17 protein-coding genes are annotated in these 15838 nt (G+C 68.7%); 10 read left to right on the top strand and 7 right to left on the bottom strand.

Annotated elements, in window-relative coordinates:
• Positions 1 to 113: 113 nt before the first annotated feature.
• The 6 genes from MRBLWH13_RS04430 to MRBLWH13_RS04405 all read left to right on the top strand — a co-directional run bounded on the left by MRBLWH13_RS04430 (position 114) and on the right by MRBLWH13_RS04405 (position 6055).
• Complete coding sequence (locus MRBLWH13_RS04430; RefSeq protein WP_341957093.1) at positions 114 to 1040, top strand: alpha/beta hydrolase; 927 nt, start codon at positions 114 to 116, stop codon at positions 1038 to 1040.
• Between the two features lie 94 nt (positions 1041 to 1134).
• Entirely contained in the window at positions 1135 to 2649 is a 1515-nt protein-coding gene (locus tag MRBLWH13_RS04425) for an ABC transporter substrate-binding protein (protein ID WP_341957092.1), read from the top strand.
• Positions 2650 to 2662: 13 nt separating this feature from the next.
• Positions 2663 to 3610 (top strand): ABC transporter permease, encoded by a 948-nt coding sequence (locus MRBLWH13_RS04420; protein ID WP_341957091.1) that lies wholly within the window; start codon positions 2663 to 2665, stop codon positions 3608 to 3610.
• The gene (locus tag MRBLWH13_RS04415; RefSeq protein ID WP_341957090.1) at positions 3607 to 4476 is read left to right on the top strand and encodes an ABC transporter permease; all 870 of its coding nucleotides are present in this window, start codon (positions 3607 to 3609) and stop codon (positions 4474 to 4476) included. The genes MRBLWH13_RS04420 and MRBLWH13_RS04415 overlap by 4 nt, the downstream gene beginning before the upstream one ends.
• Positions 4473 to 5264: an ABC transporter ATP-binding protein gene (locus MRBLWH13_RS04410; protein WP_341957089.1), complete on the top strand. Its 792-nt coding sequence runs from the start codon at positions 4473 to 4475 to the stop codon at positions 5262 to 5264. Before MRBLWH13_RS04415 ends, MRBLWH13_RS04410 begins: the two co-directional genes overlap by 4 nt.
• Complete coding sequence (locus tag MRBLWH13_RS04405; protein WP_341957088.1) at positions 5261 to 6055, top strand: ABC transporter ATP-binding protein; 795 nt, start codon at positions 5261 to 5263, stop codon at positions 6053 to 6055. The genes MRBLWH13_RS04410 and MRBLWH13_RS04405 overlap by 4 nt, the downstream gene beginning before the upstream one ends.
• Positions 6056 to 6064: 9 nt before the next feature.
• Here the strand turns inward: MRBLWH13_RS04405 and MRBLWH13_RS04400 are convergent, their stop codons facing one another.
• Genes MRBLWH13_RS04400 through MRBLWH13_RS04385 form a run of 4 tightly spaced genes read right to left on the bottom strand, consistent with a single transcriptional unit; the run spans position 6065 to position 9151 of the window.
• The gene (locus MRBLWH13_RS04400) at positions 6065 to 6682 is read right to left on the bottom strand and encodes an N-acetyltransferase family protein (protein ID WP_341957087.1); all 618 of its coding nucleotides are present in this window, start codon (positions 6680 to 6682) and stop codon (positions 6065 to 6067) included.
• 4 nt (positions 6683 to 6686) lie between these two features.
• A complete protein-coding gene (locus MRBLWH13_RS04395; protein ID WP_341957086.1) occupies positions 6687 to 7397 on the bottom strand; it encodes a uracil-DNA glycosylase in 711 nt (236 codons plus the stop codon).
• A gap of 3 nt (positions 7398 to 7400) precedes the next feature.
• Complete coding sequence (locus MRBLWH13_RS04390; RefSeq protein WP_341957085.1) at positions 7401 to 8183, bottom strand: SDR family oxidoreductase; 783 nt, start codon at positions 8181 to 8183, stop codon at positions 7401 to 7403.
• The gene (locus MRBLWH13_RS04385; protein ID WP_341957084.1) at positions 8177 to 9151 is read right to left on the bottom strand and encodes a DMT family transporter; all 975 of its coding nucleotides are present in this window, start codon (positions 9149 to 9151) and stop codon (positions 8177 to 8179) included. The genes MRBLWH13_RS04390 and MRBLWH13_RS04385 overlap by 7 nt, the downstream gene beginning before the upstream one ends.
• A gap of 34 nt (positions 9152 to 9185) precedes the next feature.
• Between MRBLWH13_RS04385 and MRBLWH13_RS04380 the strand changes: the two genes are divergently transcribed.
• The 4 genes from MRBLWH13_RS04380 (at position 9186) to MRBLWH13_RS04365 (ending at position 13631) form a co-directional block, all read left to right on the top strand.
• On the top strand, positions 9186 to 9776 hold the full coding sequence (locus tag MRBLWH13_RS04380; protein ID WP_341957083.1) for a helix-turn-helix domain-containing protein: 591 nt from the start codon (positions 9186 to 9188) through the stop codon (positions 9774 to 9776).
• A 141-nt stretch (positions 9777 to 9917) separates the two neighbouring features.
• Positions 9918 to 11240, top strand: coding sequence for a bifunctional o-acetylhomoserine/o-acetylserine sulfhydrylase (locus tag MRBLWH13_RS04375; RefSeq protein ID WP_341957082.1), 1323 nt, complete (start codon positions 9918 to 9920; stop codon positions 11238 to 11240).
• Between the two features lie 157 nt (positions 11241 to 11397).
• Entirely contained in the window at positions 11398 to 12336 is a 939-nt protein-coding gene (locus tag MRBLWH13_RS04370) for an endonuclease/exonuclease/phosphatase family protein (protein WP_341957081.1), read from the top strand.
• 86 nt (positions 12337 to 12422) lie between these two features.
• Positions 12423 to 13631, top strand: coding sequence for a homoserine O-acetyltransferase (locus MRBLWH13_RS04365; RefSeq protein ID WP_341957080.1), 1209 nt, complete (start codon positions 12423 to 12425; stop codon positions 13629 to 13631).
• Here MRBLWH13_RS04365 and MRBLWH13_RS04360 read toward each other — a convergent pair.
• From MRBLWH13_RS04360 to MRBLWH13_RS04350, 3 genes are read right to left on the bottom strand one after another with little or no spacing between them, the layout of a single operon-like run.
• The gene (locus MRBLWH13_RS04360; protein ID WP_341957079.1) at positions 13628 to 14245 is read right to left on the bottom strand and encodes an NUDIX hydrolase; all 618 of its coding nucleotides are present in this window, start codon (positions 14243 to 14245) and stop codon (positions 13628 to 13630) included. The genes MRBLWH13_RS04365 and MRBLWH13_RS04360 overlap by 4 nt on opposite strands.
• A gap of 28 nt (positions 14246 to 14273) precedes the next feature.
• Positions 14274 to 15494, bottom strand: a complete 1221-nt coding sequence (locus MRBLWH13_RS04355; protein WP_341957078.1) for an MFS transporter — start codon at positions 15492 to 15494, stop codon at positions 14274 to 14276.
• Positions 15495 to 15503: 9 nt separating this feature from the next.
• Positions 15504 to 15836 (bottom strand): thiamine-binding protein, encoded by a 333-nt coding sequence (locus MRBLWH13_RS04350; protein ID WP_056509100.1) that lies wholly within the window; start codon positions 15834 to 15836, stop codon positions 15504 to 15506.
• Between the last annotated feature and the right edge of the window lie 2 nt (positions 15837 to 15838).

The raw sequence follows: 15838 nt of genomic DNA, 5'->3' as shown, positions 1-15838 counted from the left end.
TGCAGATCGCCATACCACTTACGCCTGCGAGCGATTTAATGCACGTTCACACCGTGCAATCTCTTGTCATTCTGATCTCGCATTTCCCGCTCACGTGTTCTTCAGAGCAGAATATGGAGGTGGCGATCGACATCACCGAGTTCAGCTATCTTCCCGCACAGGCCGAGGCGCTGGGCGTTCCCGTTCCCCCGAGTGAGCGGCTGACGCTGCCACTGCCGGACGGTCGCCGTGTGAGCGGCGTCCGCTACGGCAGCGGATCGCCGCAGATCACGCTCCTGCACGGGGCCGGCCTCAACGCGCACACCTGGGATACGACGGTGCTCGCGCTGCAGCAGCCCGTGCTGGCGATCGACCTCGCGGGCCACGGCGACTCGTCCTGGCGCGACGACGCCGACTACACCCCGCGAACGCTCGCGGTGGATGTCGCGGCGGCACTCGACGCCTGGACCGACCGACCGCAGGTCCTCGTCGGACAGTCCCTCGGCGGACTCACCGGGGCGGCGTTGGCCGCCGCGCGTCCCGACCTCGTCGCCGAACTGATCGTCGTGGACATCACTCCCGGTATCGACACGTCGGCGGGCCCGGCAGCTCTGCGCGAGTTCTATGCGGGCCCGACAGATTTCACGACCCGCGACGAGCTGGTCGATCGGGCGATCGCCTTCGGGTTCGGCGGTGCACGCGCCGACACGGAACGCGGTGTGTTCCTCAACACGCGAGTGCGCCCGGACGGCCGCGTGGAATGGAAGCACCATTTCGCTCACCTAGCCGCGCAGGCGCTTGCCGCGCACGACCCCGGCGACGTCTCCGCTCCCTCGGTCCTCAACGCCACGGGGTGGCAGGACCTCGATCAGGTGACGGCCCCGGTGACGCTCGTCCGCGCGCTCGACGGCTTCGTCAGCGCTGCCGACGCAGATGACTTCGCCCGCCGTCTCCCCGACGCGAGCGTGGTTGCGATCCAGGCGACGCACAACGTTCAGGAGACCGCTCCCGCACAGCTCGCCGCGCTGATCACGGACCGCATCGCGACCATAGGTATGTGACGCTCCGTTCCACATCCCGCCCCCACCCGCCCGACACATCCCTAGGCTCGTTTCACCGGCACACAGCAACTGCCGCACCGAGAGGAATCAACCCATGTTCCGACGTACGCGACGGCTCGCGCTCTTCTCCGCGATCGCGGCGAGCGCCGTCATCCTGAGCGCCTGCACGGGCACCGCGGCCCCCGAGACCACGGCGCCGATCGGCGAACCGGATCCGGACGCAACGCTGCAGGTGGGGCTCGTCCTCGAGCCCACGAACCTCGACATCCGTCGTACGAGCGGTGCTGCTCTCGAGCAGATCCTGATCGACAACATCTATGAAGGTCTGGTCAGCCGCAACCAGGCGAACGAGATCATCCCTCGACTCGCCTCCGACTACGAGGTGTCCGAAGACGGACTCACGTACACGTTCACGCTGAACGACGGCATCACCTTCCACAGCGGCACCGCCCTCACGTCCGCCGACGTCGTCGCGTCGTTCGAAGCCGTCCGCACGGACGCCACTCTGCAGGGCAACGCCGAGTTCGCCTCGGTGGCTTCCATCACCGCGCCCGACCCCACGACCGTGCAGATCGTGCTGACCGAGCCGAACCAGGATTTTCTCTTCTCCTTGACCGGGCCCGCAGGGCTTGTGTTCCAGGCGGGCGACACCACCGATCTGAAGACCGCAGAGAACGGCACGGGCCCCTTCACCCTGACCCGTTGGAACAAGGGCAGCACGATCACGTTCGCTCGCAACGATGCCTACTGGAGTGAGCCCGCAGGAGTGGCCGAAGTCGAGTTCCAGTACATCCCCGACTTCACCGCCGGGGTGAACACCGCGCTCGACGGTGGCGTCCAGGTACTCACCGCCGTGGATCCCAACCTCGCATCGCAGCTCGAGGGCGACTTCACCCTCACGACGGGTCGCACGACCGACAAGGCGACCCTCGCGTTCAACAACGCGAAGGCTCCCCTCGACGACGTCCGGGTGCGCGAGGCGCTGCGTCTCGCGATCGACCACGAGGCTCTCGTCGAGGCCGTCGGTGCAGGCTCGACCCTGTACGGACCCATCCCCGAGCTCGACCCCGGATACGAAGATCTCGCAGACGTCGTCTCCTACGACCCGGAGAAGGCCAAGGATCTGCTCGCCGAGGCCGGCCAGGAGGATCTCGAGCTGACCCTCACGATCCCGAACTTCTACGGCACGACCGTTCCGAAGGTCCTGATCTCCGACTTCCAGAAGGTGGGAGTGACACTCGACGTCGACTCGGTCGAGTTCCCCACCTGGCTGGAGGACGTCTACACGAACCACGACTACGACCTCAGTTTCGTGCTGCACGTCGAGCCCCGCGACTTCGGCAACTTCGCGGACCCCGACTACTACTTCGGCTACGACAATGCCGAGGTGCAGGGCCTCTACACCGACGCACTCGCCGAGGTCGACCCCGACAAGTCGGCGGAGCTGCTGGCGGAGGCCGCCCGCATCGTCTCTGAAGATCATGCGGCCGACTGGCTCTACAACGGTGCGACGATCACGGCGGTGAGCCCGCTCGTCTCCGGATTCCCCCAGGACTCGATCAACTCGCGCATCGACCTGGCAGGCGTCACCGTCGCCACCGAGAAGTGATGACGCCCACTTCGTGATCCGCTACGCGCTCGTCCGAGGGGCCCTGCTCGTGGCAGGGCTCCTCGTGTCGAGCGCGCTGATCTTCCTGACTCTCCGGGTGTTCCCCGGCGACGTCGCTCAGCTCATCGCCGGCACGCAGGCCTCCCCCGCCGAGGTCGAGGCGCTCCGCGAGTCGCTGGGCCTCAACCGTCCTCTGCCGGCGCAGTACGCCGAGTGGATCGGGGGGATCTTCCGCGGCGACCTCGGCACCTCCCTCCTCTCCGGTGCATCCGTCGGGGAAGAGCTGCTGCTCAAGGCGCAGGTGACCGTGCCGCTCGGCATCATGTCACTGCTGATCGCCGTGCTCATCGCGGTCCCCTTCGGAATCCTCGCCGCTGTGCAGCGCGGCCGTCGCAGCGGCACCGCACTCAGCGTCGGCGCGCAGGCCCTCGCCGCCGTGCCCGTGGTCTGGGCGGGGATGATGCTGATCGTCGTGTTCTCGGTGTGGCTCGGGTGGCTCCCCCCGCAGGGATTCCCCCGCACAGGGTGGAGCACGCCTCTCCGGGCGATCGAGTCGCTGCTGCTCCCCGCGCTCACGATCGGCATCGTCGAGGGCGCCATGCTCATGCGCTTCGTGCGCAGCGCCACGCTCCAGGCCGCAGGACAGGACTTCGTCCGCACGGCTGCGGCCAAGGGGCTCACCCGCACCCGAGCGCTCATCTCCCACGGCATCCCCGCTGTGGGCCTGTCGATCATCACGGTTCTCGGGCTCCAGATCGCCGGGATCATCGTGGGCTCCGTCGTCATCGAACAGCTCTTCACCCTGCCGGGCATCGGACGGATGCTGGTCGCCGATGTCGGGACGCGTGACCTGATCAAGGTGCAGAGCGAGCTGCTGGTGCTCACCGGCTTCGTCCTCGTCGTCGGCTTCCTCGTCGACCTGATCCATCGGGCGATCGATCCCCGCCAGAGGGAGGCATGATGCCAGGTTGGCTCCCGAGGCTGTGGCGCACCTCCACAGGGCGCTTCGGCCTGATCGTCGTCGCCGTCATCGCGGTCACCGCGCTCGTCGCGCTGTTGTGGACGCCGTTCGACCCGCAGGAGTCCGACGTCCGCAACCGCTGGGCGGTTCCCAGCTGGCCGCACCTGCTGGGCACCGACGACACCGGGCGCGACATCCTCAGCCTCCTCATGGCAGGCGCGCGGACCACGGTGTTCGTCAGCGTCGGAGCAGGGATCATCGCGACTCTCGTCGGCATCGCCCTCGCCGGTCTCGGCGCGCTCACCGCTCGGTGGCTGCGCGAGACGGTCGCCGTGCTCGTCGACATCCTGATCGCATTTCCCGTGCTGCTGATCGCCATGATGATCTCCTCGGTCTGGGGCGGTTCGCTCTGGGTCGTCATCTGGTCCGTCGGCATCGGCTTCGGTGTGAACATCGCGCGTGTCACCCGCCCCGAACTGCGCCGGGTGCAGCAGAGCGACTTCGTGCTCGCCGCCCGGGCGTCAGGACTCACGACCTCGCAGAGCCTCGTGCGCCACCTGCTGCCGAACGTCGCCCCCGTGTTCATCGTGCAGCTCTCGTGGTCGATGGCGGTCGCCGTGCTCGCCGAGGCCGGACTCTCGTATCTCGGCTTCGGCGCCTCGGTCACCGAACCGAGCTGGGGGCTGCTCCTCGCCGACCTGCAGCGCTACATCGGCGTGCACCCGCTCTCGGTCATCTGGCCGGGGCTCGCCATCACGCTGACAGTGCTCGCGCTCAACCTCCTCGGCGACGGCCTGCGCGAGGCCACAGACCCGACGCTCCGACACCGCGCGGCGGAGATCCACACACCGGCGGTGGTCGCATGAGTCTCGTCGTCCAAGACCTCGTCATCCGGATCGACGGTCGCCCCGTCGTCGACGGCGTCTCGTTCGAGGTGCCGGACGGCGCCAGGGTCGGCCTGATCGGCGAATCGGGCTCCGGCAAGTCGCTCACCGCGCTCGCGGTCCTCGGACTTCTCCCCGACGGTGCGACGGCGAGCGGCAGCATCCGCTGGAACGGCACGGAGCTGATCGGCATGCGCGACCGAGAGCTCGCCGAGCTCCGCGGCGACGAGATCGGGATCGTGTTCCAGGAGCCGCGCACAGCCCTCAATCCCATCCGAACCGTCGGCCGGCAGATCGCCGAGTCGATCCGCATCCACGAGGACATGGGCCGGCGCGAGGCGCGCGAACGCGCCATCCAGGAAGCCGCTCGCGTGCGACTCCCCGATCCGGAGTGGATCGTCGACCGGTACCCGCATCAGCTCTCAGGCGGCCAGCGGCAGCGCGTGGCGATCGCGACGGCCCTGGCCTGCCGCCCTCGACTGCTCATCGCGGATGAGCCGACGACCGCGCTCGACGTCACCATCCAGGCCGAGATCCTGTCGCTGCTGCTGAGCCTCGTCGACGAGCAGGGCATGTCGCTCGTGTTCATCACGCACGACCTCGCCGTGCTCGCACAGGTCGCGACTCGGGGTGTGGTGCTCGAGGACGGCCATGTGGTCGAGGCTGCACCGGTGAGCACGCTGCTGAGCGCTCCCTCGTCTCCGGTGACGCAGGGTCTCCTCCGCGACGCGACCGCCACGCTCTGGCGCCCGGACGGGGGCATCGGATGAGCCTGATCGAGGCGCGATCCCTTCGCCGCGACTTCGTGGTGCCCAAGCGTTCGACGTTCGAGCGCACCAGGATGCAGACCGCGCTGGCGCCCACAGACCTCGACATCGCCGAGGGCTCGTCGGTCGGAATCATCGGCGAATCAGGATCGGGCAAGTCCACGCTCGTCCGGCTGCTGCTCGGACTCGATCGTCCGACGTCCGGCACGGTCGAGGTCGACGGCAAGGCGGTGGATGCCACGGCATCCGCCCGTTCCCTGCACTGGCTGCGGAGACAGACCGGCCTCGTGTTCCAGGACCCGTATGCCTCACTCGATCCGCGGATGACGGCCGCCCAGATCATCCGCGAGCCGCTGTGGGCCCTCGGCATCGACGGCGACCACGGAGCTCGGATCCGAGAAGTGCTGCAGCAGGTGGGCCTCGAGCCGGCCATGGCCGACCGGTATCCCCACGAGTTCTCGGGCGGGCAGCGTCAGCGGATCGCCCTGGCGAGGGCGATCGTGCACGGGCCGCGCATCCTCGTCGGGGACGAGCCCCTGTCCGCGCTCGACGTCACGGTGCGCGCTCAGATCCTCGACCTGCTGATCGAGCTGCGCCGTTCCTCGGACCTCACCCTGATTCTCGTCTCGCACGACATCGGAGTGGTGCAGAACCTGTGCGACACGGTCGTCGTGATGAAGGACGGCAGCATCGTCGAGCGGGGCTCCACCGAAGAGGTGCTTCTACACCCGACGCACGATTACACGAAGACCCTGCTGGCCGCGATCCCGGTCATTCCCGCTCCTCCGGAATGACCGCGGCGATCACCGACCCGAACTCGTGCTGAAGAATCGGCGGCGCCTCGTGGGGCGCAGCGCGCGGCGCATGTAGACGGTGCCGAGCTCGCGACCGAACTTGTGCCCGACACGGCCCATGCGCCCGGCCTCGACGAAACCGAGCTTGGCGTGCAGTCGGATCGACGCGTCGGCCTTGGTGTCGCTGATCACGGCGACCATCTCGCGGATGCCGAGCTGCTCGCACGCGTCGATGAGGGCCTGCAGCAGAGCCGCTCCGAGTCCCTTGCCACCGGCTCCCGGGCCCAGATAGATCGAATCCTCGACCGTGTAGCGGTAGGCGTTCTTCCCTGCCCACGGCTGGGCGAGCGCATAGCCGATCACGACGCCCGCCGGCGAGACCGCGACGAGGAAAGGCAGGCCGAGCTTGCTCAGCAGGGCGAACTTCTCGCGCCAGTACGGGATGCTGCTGCGCCTCTCGTCGAGGGTCACGACGGAGTTGCTCACGAAGTGGTTGTAGATCTCGCGCACGTACGGGAGGTCTCCTGCACGCGCAGCGCGAATCGAGTACGAGAACACGTCGGGCTCGGGCTGCGGGCGCAGATGGCGCGGCAGCACACGGCGGCGATCACCGGGCTCGAACTGCATGCGATCAGCTTAGACGCGGCTCCCCGTCGACGTGCCAGTCGATGGGGGTCGCGCCCTGACGTTCGAGCAGCTCGTTCGCACGCGAGAACGGCCGGGAACCGAAGAAGCCACGGCGGGCGGACAGCGGCGAGGGGTGTGCTGAGGCGATCACGGGCGTGTCGCCCAGCAGCGGCTGCAGGTTCTCGGCGTCCTTGCCCCACAGGATCGCGACGAGGGGCCTGTCGCGCGCGACCAGGCTGCGGATCGCCAGCTCGGTGACCGCCTCCCACCCCCACCGACGATGCGAGCCCGCCTCACCGGGGCGCACGGTCAGCACCCTGTTCAGAAGCAGCACACCCTGGTCGCTCCACGCCGTGAGGTCGCCGTGAGGCGCGGGAGTGATGCCGAGGTCGCTCTCGCGCTCCTTGTAGATGTTGCCCAGGCTCCGAGGCAGCGGACGCACGTCGCCGTCCACCGCGAATGACAGCCCGATCGGATGACCGGGAGTCGGATACGGGTCCTGACCCGTGATCAGCACCTTGACCTCCGACATGGGGCGTCGGAACGCGCGCAGCACATGCTCCCCGGCCGGAAGATAGCCGCGACCCGCAGCCTGTTCCTCACGGAGGCGCTCGCCCAACGCCGTGATCGCCTCCTGGGCCGGAGCCAGAGCAGCGGCCCACTCGGGGTCGATCAGGCCGTCGGCGGCGAGTTCGACGAGAGTGCGGGCAGCCATCGATCAGTCGATCGGGCGAACCCGCAGCGGGCCGCGCGCGAGCAGGTGGTTCGCGGACTGCGCGACGGGGCGCATCGTGATGAGGTCGAGGTTCACGTGACCCGGCGCATCCAGGGCGTAGGCGATGACATCGGCCACATCCTCGGCGAGCAGCGGTGCCTCGACCCCCGAGTACACCGCCTCTGCGGCAACCGCGTCGCCACCGAGACGGTTGAGCGTGAACTCCTCGGTGTGCACCATCCCGGGAGCGATCTCCGAGACACGGATGGGCTCGCCGTTCAACTCGAGGCGCAGGGCATGCACCAGCATCGACTGCGCAGCCTTCGCCGCGTTGTAGCCACCGCCTCCCGCGTAGGCCACCTGCGCGGCGGTCGAAGTCACGAACACCGTATCCGCGTGTCCGTCCGCCGCTGCCGCGCGGCGCAGCAGCGGCAGCATGCCCGCGACCAACCGCTGGCTGGACAGGACGTTGGCGTCGTACATCCACTGCCAGTCGTCGGTGGATGCGTTCTCCACACGGTCGGTGCCGCGGGCTCCACCGGCGACCTGCACGAGCGCGTGCACGGGCCCTGAGGCCTCGAGCTCTCCGATCAGCGCCGCCACGGCATCCGGATCCGTCAGGTCGCAGGCGATCGCCGACGCTCCGGTCTCCTCCGAGAGCACGGCCAGACGGGATGCACGTCGGGCGACCCCGACCACTCCCCAACCTCGCGCGCGCAGAGCACGCACGGTCGCCTCCCCGATCCCGGAACTCGCACCGGTCACCACTGCACGCCTGTTCACCATGCCTCCACCGTACGATGTTCCGGCCGTGAACGCGGGTGCACGCCGTCGGGTCGCGGTTTCCGGTCATGATCGTCGGGGCGGGAGTCGCCGATGAGGACGACGGCGACCCCGATTCCGCACAGCACGAATCCGATGACGGTGACGAGGGTGAGCGGCTCCCCGAGCAGCATGCCGCCCGCGAGTGAGGTGGTCGGCGCGATCAGGAACAGCAGCGCCTGAAGCGCGGTGATGCCCACCCGCCGCAGAAGCCACCAGTAGAGGCCGTACGCCGCCAGGGTGGGGAACACGGCGGTCAGGACGACCGCGAGCCAGAACGACGCCGACGACGGCGGGGTCAGGGCACCTGCCACCGCCGCGATCACCACCAGCAGCGCCGCAGTCACCGTGACGTGGACCGTGAGGGTCAGGAGCACCCCGGTCTCCACCGACGACTTCCGCTGCAGCAGCGTTCCGACGATGAGGCACACCATCGCGACGGCAGGCAGCAGATAGGCGATCAGCGGAGCAGCCGAGGATCCGAACTGCGAGCGCACGACCAGGAGGACCCCGACCGCCCCGACCACGAGTCCCACCCACTGCGAACCTCTGACGCGCAGACCGAGCACCGGACCCACGAGGACGGCGACCACGAGCGGCTGCACGGCGTCGATCAGAGCGACCGTCCCCGTCGCGATGCCCGCGGCGACGGCCCCGTACACCGCGACGCAGTAACCGAACTGCGCGAAGAGTCCGATCGATGCCTGAGCGCGCAGATCACGGCCGCTCACTCCCCTGCCCGCGCCGGTGATCAGGACGACGGCGAGGAGGACCACGGCGAGCGGCACGAAGCGCCAGACGAGGAGCGTCAGCGCAGACACCTCGACGGTGGCGAACGCCGGGATGATGAACCCCGAACTCCAGGACACGACGAAGGCGGCTGAGGCGGCGACCGCCCCCACGGCACGAAGTACACCGATCTGTTTACTCATGGGAACCACTATACAGACTGGTATAGTCGTTCCCATGACGCAGCCGGTTCCGGAACTCGTCCCCCTGACCCCGGGAGGACGACGCGTCCTCGACGCGGCTTCGAAGCTCTTCTACGAGCGAGGCATCCATGCCGTGGGCGTCGACACGATCGCCGAAGCCGCCGGCGTGACGAAGAAGACTCTCTACGACCGGTTCGGATCCAAGGAGGCCCTCGTCGTCTCCTATCTGCAGCACCGTGACGCCCGGTGGCGCGACCATGTCGCGTCAGAACTCGCCCGAGTGCCGGAGCCCGGACCCGAGCGCGTGCTCGCGATCTTCGACGCCGCGATCTCATGGTCGGACGAGAACAGCCCCAAGGGATGCAGCGCCATCAACGCCCGCGCCGAGATCGGCGAGGGCAACGACGACCACCCGGTGTTCCCCGAGGTCTCCCGACAGAAGATCTGGCTGCTCGACGTCTTCGAGGAGCTCTGCGCCGAGGCCCGCGTGCGCGATCCCCGCGCGACGGCCCAGGCGATGATGCTGCTCTACGAGGGCGCGATCGTCACGGTGGGCATGGCGACTTTCGCCGAGCCGTTCGCGATCGCGCGTACCTGGGCGGCAGCGCTGCTGGCGCAGGACTGAGCGGTCGACCTCCTCTGGCCGCGCGCGGCCGTGTTCATTACGTCACATTTCCCACTCACTGTTGACAACGTCCGATTTTCCGTACTGTCGCTTGCAACGACATCAGTCGAATCGACCTTTCAACAGTTCCAGGGGGAACACATGTCCGCACCCGAGACCTGGCGTTTCGAGACCAAGCAGATCCACTCCGGCGCTGCTCCCGACCCGGTGACCAAGGCCCGCGCCACTCCGATCTACCAGACCACGTCCTACGTGTTCGACAGCGCCGACCACGCGGCGAACCTGTTCGCCCTGGCCGAGTTCGGCAACATCTACACACGCATCCAGAACCCGACCCAGGACGTCCTGGAGCAGCGCCTCGCCGCGCTCGAGGGGGGCACCGGCGCCCTCGTCCTCTCCAGCGGCCAGGCGGCATCGACGTTCGCCGTCCTGAACATCGCGCAGGCCGGCGACCACATCGTGTCGTCGAGCTCGATCTACGGCGGCACGTACAACCTGTTCAAGTACACGCTCGCGAAGCTCGGCATCGAGGTCACGTTCGTCGAGAACCAGGACGACCCCGAAGAGTGGCGCCGCGCGATCCGCCCGAACACGAAGCTGTTCTTCGCCGAGACCATCGGCAACCCGCAGATCAACATCCTCGACATCCGCACCGTCGCCGACGTGGCTCACGAGGGCGGCGTGCCGCTGATCGTCGACAACACGATCGCGACCCCGTACCTGATCCGTCCGTTCGAGCACGGCGCCGACATCGTCGTGCACTCGGTCACCAAGTTCCTCGGCGGCCACGGCACCACCATCGGCGGCGCGATCATCGACGGTGGCACGTTCGAGTGGTCGAAGAACATCGAGCGATTCCCCGGTCTCACCGAGCCCGACCCCTCGTACCACGGTGCCAGCTACACGGCGGCCGTCGGCGACCCGCTCGCCTACATCATCAAGGCGCGCGTGCAGCTGCTGCGCGACCTCGGATCGGCCATCGCACCGCAGAGCGCCTGGAACCTCATCCAGGGCATCGAGACGCTCTCGCTGCGCATCGAGCGCCACGTGCAGAACGCCCAGGAGATCGCCGAATGGCTCGACGGCCGCGATGACGTCGCCTCGGTCAACTATTCGGGCCTCCCCTCCTCCCCCTGGTATGCCAAGGCGAACCATTACGCGCCCAAGGGCGTCGGCGCGGTGCTGTCGTTCGAGCTGAAGGGCGGCGTGGAGGCCGGTCGCGAGTTCGTCAACAGCCTGTCGCTGTTCAGCCACCTCGCCAACATCGGCGACGTGCGCTCGCTCGTGATCCACCCCGCGTCGACCACGCACGCGCAGCTCACGCCCGAGCAGCAGCTCACGGCCGGCGTCACGCCGGGCCTCGTGCGCCTGTCCGTCGGCATCGAGAACATCGAGGACCTCAAGGCAGACCTCGACGAGGCTCTCGCCGCGGCTCGCCGCGTGTCGGAGGCCGCTCGCGCCTGATCCGGCGCTCAGAAGTCAGGAGATGCCCCGGGCTGCGGCTCGGGGCATCTCCGCGTCCGGGGCCGACCCTCCCTGCGCGCGGGGGGCGGGGGGGCCGAGCGCTCGGCTGGCGCACAGACGTCTGCATCGAGAATGGGAAGCCTGCCCGGAGGAGCTCATGATCGACGTCACCTCGACACCGACCGCACGTCGGCGCTCGTCCGCGCGTGCGGGCCGCATCATCGCCGTGGCCGGTCTGGTGCTTCTCGTCGGCATCGTCTGCACCTGGGTCCCCGGTGTCGTCGGCACCGCTGCCGCCGCTGCCCTGCCGTGGTGCGGGCTCGCCCTCGCCGTGCTCGTCGTCTTCGCGCTGATCCTGGCGCATCGCGTCACGCTGGTCCTGCTCGCACCCGTCCTCGTGTGGACCCTCGCGATGCTGCCGTCGGCTCCCGGGCTCGCCGCAGCCGCGCCTCCGCAGAGCGCGCCGATCGAGATCGTCAGCCAGAACGTGCGCGCCCACTCGGGTGGAGCGGCGGCCTCGGCAGCGGAGCTCGCCGACATGTCCGCCGACGTGATCGCCCTGACCGAGCTCGACGGCGACAGCCTCCAGGCCGCGCGCGAGACTCTCGCCTCCACCTATCCGCACTCGTACGCGATCGGCACGGTGGCCGTCTGGAGCCGCTATCCGATCGCGGACGCGCAGCCGCTGACCCTCGGGCTCGACTGGAAGCGTGCACTCCGAGTCGTCGTGAACGCGCCGGATGCCGACGTCGCCGTGTACGTCATGCACGCGGCGTCCGTGCGTCCCGGCGTGCAGCAGGAGCGCGACACGATGCTCTCGGGAATCGCCGACGCCGTCGCCTCCGACCCCGCGGAGTCGATCGTGGTTGTGGGCGACTTCAACGCCGCATCAGCCGACCCCGCTCTCGGCGCCGTCCGCTCGCGGCTGGAGTGGGTCAGACCGACCGATGGCACCCTCGGCCTCACCTGGCCCGCAGCGCTTCCCCTCGCCCGCATCGATCATGTCTTCGTGCGAGGACTGACGGTGCTCGAATCGACGACGGCCCGCGTCGGGAACAGCGATCACCTCGCCACGGTCACGACGGTGGCCGGCTGAGAGCCATCGCGCCGCGGCCTCCACACGACGCACCCGGGAACCGTAACGTTCGTCCGACGCATCGCCTGCCGGGCGAGAATGGAAGCATGGACTGGCAGACGACCTCTGAAGACACGGTGCCCTCGGCGCCCGTGACGGAGGCCGACGTACGTCTGCTCCGCGCGCGACCACCCGCGACCGGCGCCTGGCGCGACGGAGACCCCGCCGGCGGACGCCGCTTCGCCTCCTTCGGTGCCTTCCCCACTGAGAGCGGCTCGGAGCTCCCCGGCATCCGCCTCGCCTACGAGACCTGGGGAGAGCTCAATGCGGCGCGCGACAACGCGGTCCTGATCCTGCACGCTCTCACCGGCGACAGCCACGTGCGCGGCGCAGCCGGGGCCGGGCACCCCACGACCGGCTGGTGGGACGACATCGTCGGACCCGGTGCGCCGATCGACACCGACCGTTGGTTCGTCATCGCTCCGAACATGCTCGGCGGATGCCAGGGGTCCACGGGACCCGCGAGCATCGCGCCGTCCGGATACGAGTGGGCATCGCGCTTCCCGTACCTGACGATCCGCGACCAGGTCGCAGCCCAGGTGCGGCTCGCAGACGCTCTCGGCATCGACGTCTGGGCAGCCGTCGTCGGCGGTTCGATGGGCGGCATGCACGCACTCGAATGGGCGGTCTCCCACCCCGAGCGCGTCGAACGCCTCGCCGTGCTCTCGTCGCCCCCGGTGACGACCGCCGACCAGATCGCCCTCAACACGGTGCAGCTCGAGACGATCCGCATGGATCCGCGCTTCCAGGGCGGCGAGTACTACGACTTGGCGGACGGAGACGGTCCGCACCGTGGCCTCGCTCTCGCTCGACGCATGGCGCTGCTGAGCTATCGCAGCCCCATCGAACTCAATCAGCGGTTCCAGCGCTCGTGGCAGTCAGGTGTGTCGCCTCTCGGGCACGGCGGACGATTCGCGGTCGAGTCGTACCTCGACTTCCACGGCAACAAGTTCACCCGGCGTTTCGACGCGAACAGCTACGTCACGGTCGTCGAGGCGATGAACTCGCACGACGTCGGACGCGACCGCGGAGGGGTCGAGGAGGCGCTCCGCACCGTGACCGCCACCACCCTCGTGCTCGGGATCGACAGCGACAGGCTGTTCCCCGTCGACGGACAGCACCGCATCGCGCGGAGCATCCCGAACACCCTCGACGGCGACGAGGCGGTCGTCCTCAGCAGCGACTTCGGTCACGACGGGTTCCTCATCGAGACCGAAGCGGTCGGCAGGCATCTGCGCCGACTGCTCGACAGCTAGCTCGGAACGATCCGCCACGGCAGCGAGCCGGTCTCGAGACGCAGCCCCTCCCACTCGAAGGCGGTGCCCAGGTCCGACTCGACGACCCTCGTCGAGAAGTGCCTCGCGACGCCACCCGCAGAGAGCGCTTCTTCGGTGCTCTCGAACCGAGTGAGCTGATGCAGCGTCACCCAGGTCGGGGGAAAGAGCATCCATTCTCCGGCGGAGTGCTTCCGCAGCGCGTCAGCGGGCGTGACCCACGCCGCATCCACCACCTCATCGGCAGAGATCCGCAGCGCGCTGTCCTGGGCGTCCGGGGCGTCTGCAAGGAAGAACCAGGTCCTGATGCGGACCGGCGCCTCGACTGGCGGCTGCCACCGGGATACGACGACAGGATCGGTGATGACGAGGCCGACCTCTTCGAACGTCTCGCGGACGGCAGCGCGACGCGCGTGGTCCTGCTCATCATCGCCGTCCCGGCGATCGTGCTGCTCGACCTTGCCTCCCGGGAAGACCCAGGCACCGGGGAACGATCCGCGGTCGGGTCGGCGCATCATCAGCACCTCGAAGCCTCGTTCAGCGGCGCGCAGCAGTACAGCCGTCCCTGCCACGGGGAGGTCGTCAGGCTCGCTCACACGCTCACTCTACGACCGCGACACCGGTTCAGGCAGGAGCGAACGCGGGCCTGCGGGCCTCCGCCCGATACGACAGGAGCGCGATCAGCAGCCCTGCCACCGCGAGCGCCGCGCCGGTCCACGAGGGGGCGGTGAAGCCCCATCCGCCAGCGATCACGACACCGCCGAGGAAGGCACCGAGGCTGTTGCCGATGTTGAGCGCCGAGTGGTTCATGGCTGCCGCGATCGACTGGGTGTCTCCCGCCACGTCCATCAGCCGGGTCTGGATGGTCGGGCTCAGCACCGACGACACGAAGCCGACGACGAACACGAGCAGCGCGAGCGTGATGATCCAGAACGAGAACACGGCGAGAAGCGCGAACACCACCGCCATCGCAGCGAGCCCGAACAGCAGCGTGCGGCGGAGGTCGATGTCGGCGAGATGTCCGCCCACGAGGTTTCCGGGCGTCATCCCCAGCCCCATCAGCACCAGGATGATCGGAACCGCCCACTCGGGTGAGCCGGCGACATCCGTCACGAGCGGGGCGATGTAGCTGTAGACCGCGAAGAATCCGCCGAAGCCGATCGCCCCCACCCCGAGGGTGAACCAGACCTGCGGGATGCGGAAGACACCGAGCTCCTCACGCATCGTCCGCCCGGGCGAACCGGGGTGCTCCGGCACGAAGAAGACGATGCAGACCGTCGCGAACGCGAACACGAGAGTGACGACGGCGAAAGCCGCCCGCCATCCCCACATCTGGCCGAGGAAGGTTCCCAGCGGCACCCCGACGACGTTCGCCACGGTGAGACCGGTGAGGATGAAGGCGACACCCTTCGCGCGGTTTCCCGGTCCCATGACCTCGGCGGCGACGAGGGCCCCGATGCCGAAGTAGGCACCGTGCGGCAGACCTGCGAGAAAGCGAGACGCGCCGACGAGCTCGAACGTCGGCAGGACCACCGTGAGCGCGTTGAAGACGGTCAGCGCCACCGCGAGGCCGATCATCACGCGGTGCCGCGGGTATCGCGCGACGAAGCCCGCGATGGTCGGCGCGCCGACCACGACGCCGAGGGCGTAGAGCGAGATCAGCCAGCCGGCCTGGCTCAGCGCGTCCTCGGGGCTGCTGGCCCACAGGGTGGGCAGGAGCTCGCTTGCGATGTTGGGCAGCAGGCCCATGACGACGAACTCGGTCATGCCGATGCCGAAACTGCCGATGGCGAGGGAGAGGAGCGCCCACTTCGCCGCACCCCTCGATTCAGTCGAGGGATTCACCCGTCGAGTCTACGGGGTGTCGGACTCGTCGATCGCCGCTTCGAGTCGCTCGATCTTCGCATCGAGCTCTCCGGAGTAACCGGGGCGGATGTCGGCTTTGAGCACCAGCGACACCCGCGAGCCGAACGGCATCACGGCTTCCGTCGCACGCTTGACCACGTCCATCACGCTGTCCCAGTCCGGTCCTTCGATCTCGGTGAACATGCTTGTCGTGCGGTGCGGAAGGCCCGATTCCCTTACGACGCGGACTGCGGCGGCGACCGCGTCGTGCACGGAGGCGTCCGAGCGCTCCGATCCGTCGGAGGGGGTGCCGCTCGGGGCGACGGAGAAGGCGATCAGCATGG

Origin of the sequence: Microbacterium sp. LWH13-1.2, from assembly GCF_038397735.1 — a bacterium.
Taxonomy (GTDB): Bacteria; Actinomycetota; Actinomycetes; order Actinomycetales; family Microbacteriaceae; genus Microbacterium.
The sequence above is the reverse complement of the archived record's forward strand: the minus strand, read 5'-3'. Positions and strand labels throughout refer to the sequence as shown.

Excerpts from the sequence above, each read along its gene's own strand:
- MRBLWH13_RS04390 (WP_341957085.1), bottom strand. The coding sequence starts at position 8,183 with ATGGTGAACAGGCGTGCAGTGGTGACCGGTGCGAGTTCCGGGATCGGG.
- MRBLWH13_RS04380 (WP_341957083.1), top strand. The coding sequence starts at position 9,186 with ATGACGCAGCCGGTTCCGGAACTCGTCCCCCTGACCCCGGGAGGACGA.
- MRBLWH13_RS04370 (WP_341957081.1), top strand. The coding sequence starts at position 11,398 with ATGATCGACGTCACCTCGACACCGACCGCACGTCGGCGCTCGTCCGCG.
- MRBLWH13_RS04365 (WP_341957080.1), top strand. The coding sequence starts at position 12,423 with ATGGACTGGCAGACGACCTCTGAAGACACGGTGCCCTCGGCGCCCGTG.
- MRBLWH13_RS04400 (WP_341957087.1), bottom strand. The coding sequence starts at position 6,682 with ATGCAGTTCGAGCCCGGTGATCGCCGCCGTGTGCTGCCGCGCCATCTG.
- MRBLWH13_RS04425 (WP_341957092.1), top strand. The coding sequence starts at position 1,135 with ATGTTCCGACGTACGCGACGGCTCGCGCTCTTCTCCGCGATCGCGGCG.
- MRBLWH13_RS04415 (WP_341957090.1), top strand. The coding sequence starts at position 3,607 with ATGATGCCAGGTTGGCTCCCGAGGCTGTGGCGCACCTCCACAGGGCGC.
- MRBLWH13_RS04430 (WP_341957093.1), top strand. The coding sequence starts at position 114 with ATGGAGGTGGCGATCGACATCACCGAGTTCAGCTATCTTCCCGCACAG.
- MRBLWH13_RS04350 (WP_056509100.1), bottom strand. The coding sequence starts at position 15,836 with ATGCTGATCGCCTTCTCCGTCGCCCCGAGCGGCACCCCCTCCGACGGA.
- MRBLWH13_RS04385 (WP_341957084.1), bottom strand. The coding sequence starts at position 9,151 with ATGAGTAAACAGATCGGTGTACTTCGTGCCGTGGGGGCGGTCGCCGCC.
- MRBLWH13_RS04375 (WP_341957082.1), top strand. The coding sequence starts at position 9,918 with ATGTCCGCACCCGAGACCTGGCGTTTCGAGACCAAGCAGATCCACTCC.
- MRBLWH13_RS04395 (WP_341957086.1), bottom strand. The coding sequence starts at position 7,397 with ATGGCTGCCCGCACTCTCGTCGAACTCGCCGCCGACGGCCTGATCGAC.
- MRBLWH13_RS04410 (WP_341957089.1), top strand. The coding sequence starts at position 4,473 with ATGAGTCTCGTCGTCCAAGACCTCGTCATCCGGATCGACGGTCGCCCC.
- MRBLWH13_RS04405 (WP_341957088.1), top strand. The coding sequence starts at position 5,261 with ATGAGCCTGATCGAGGCGCGATCCCTTCGCCGCGACTTCGTGGTGCCC.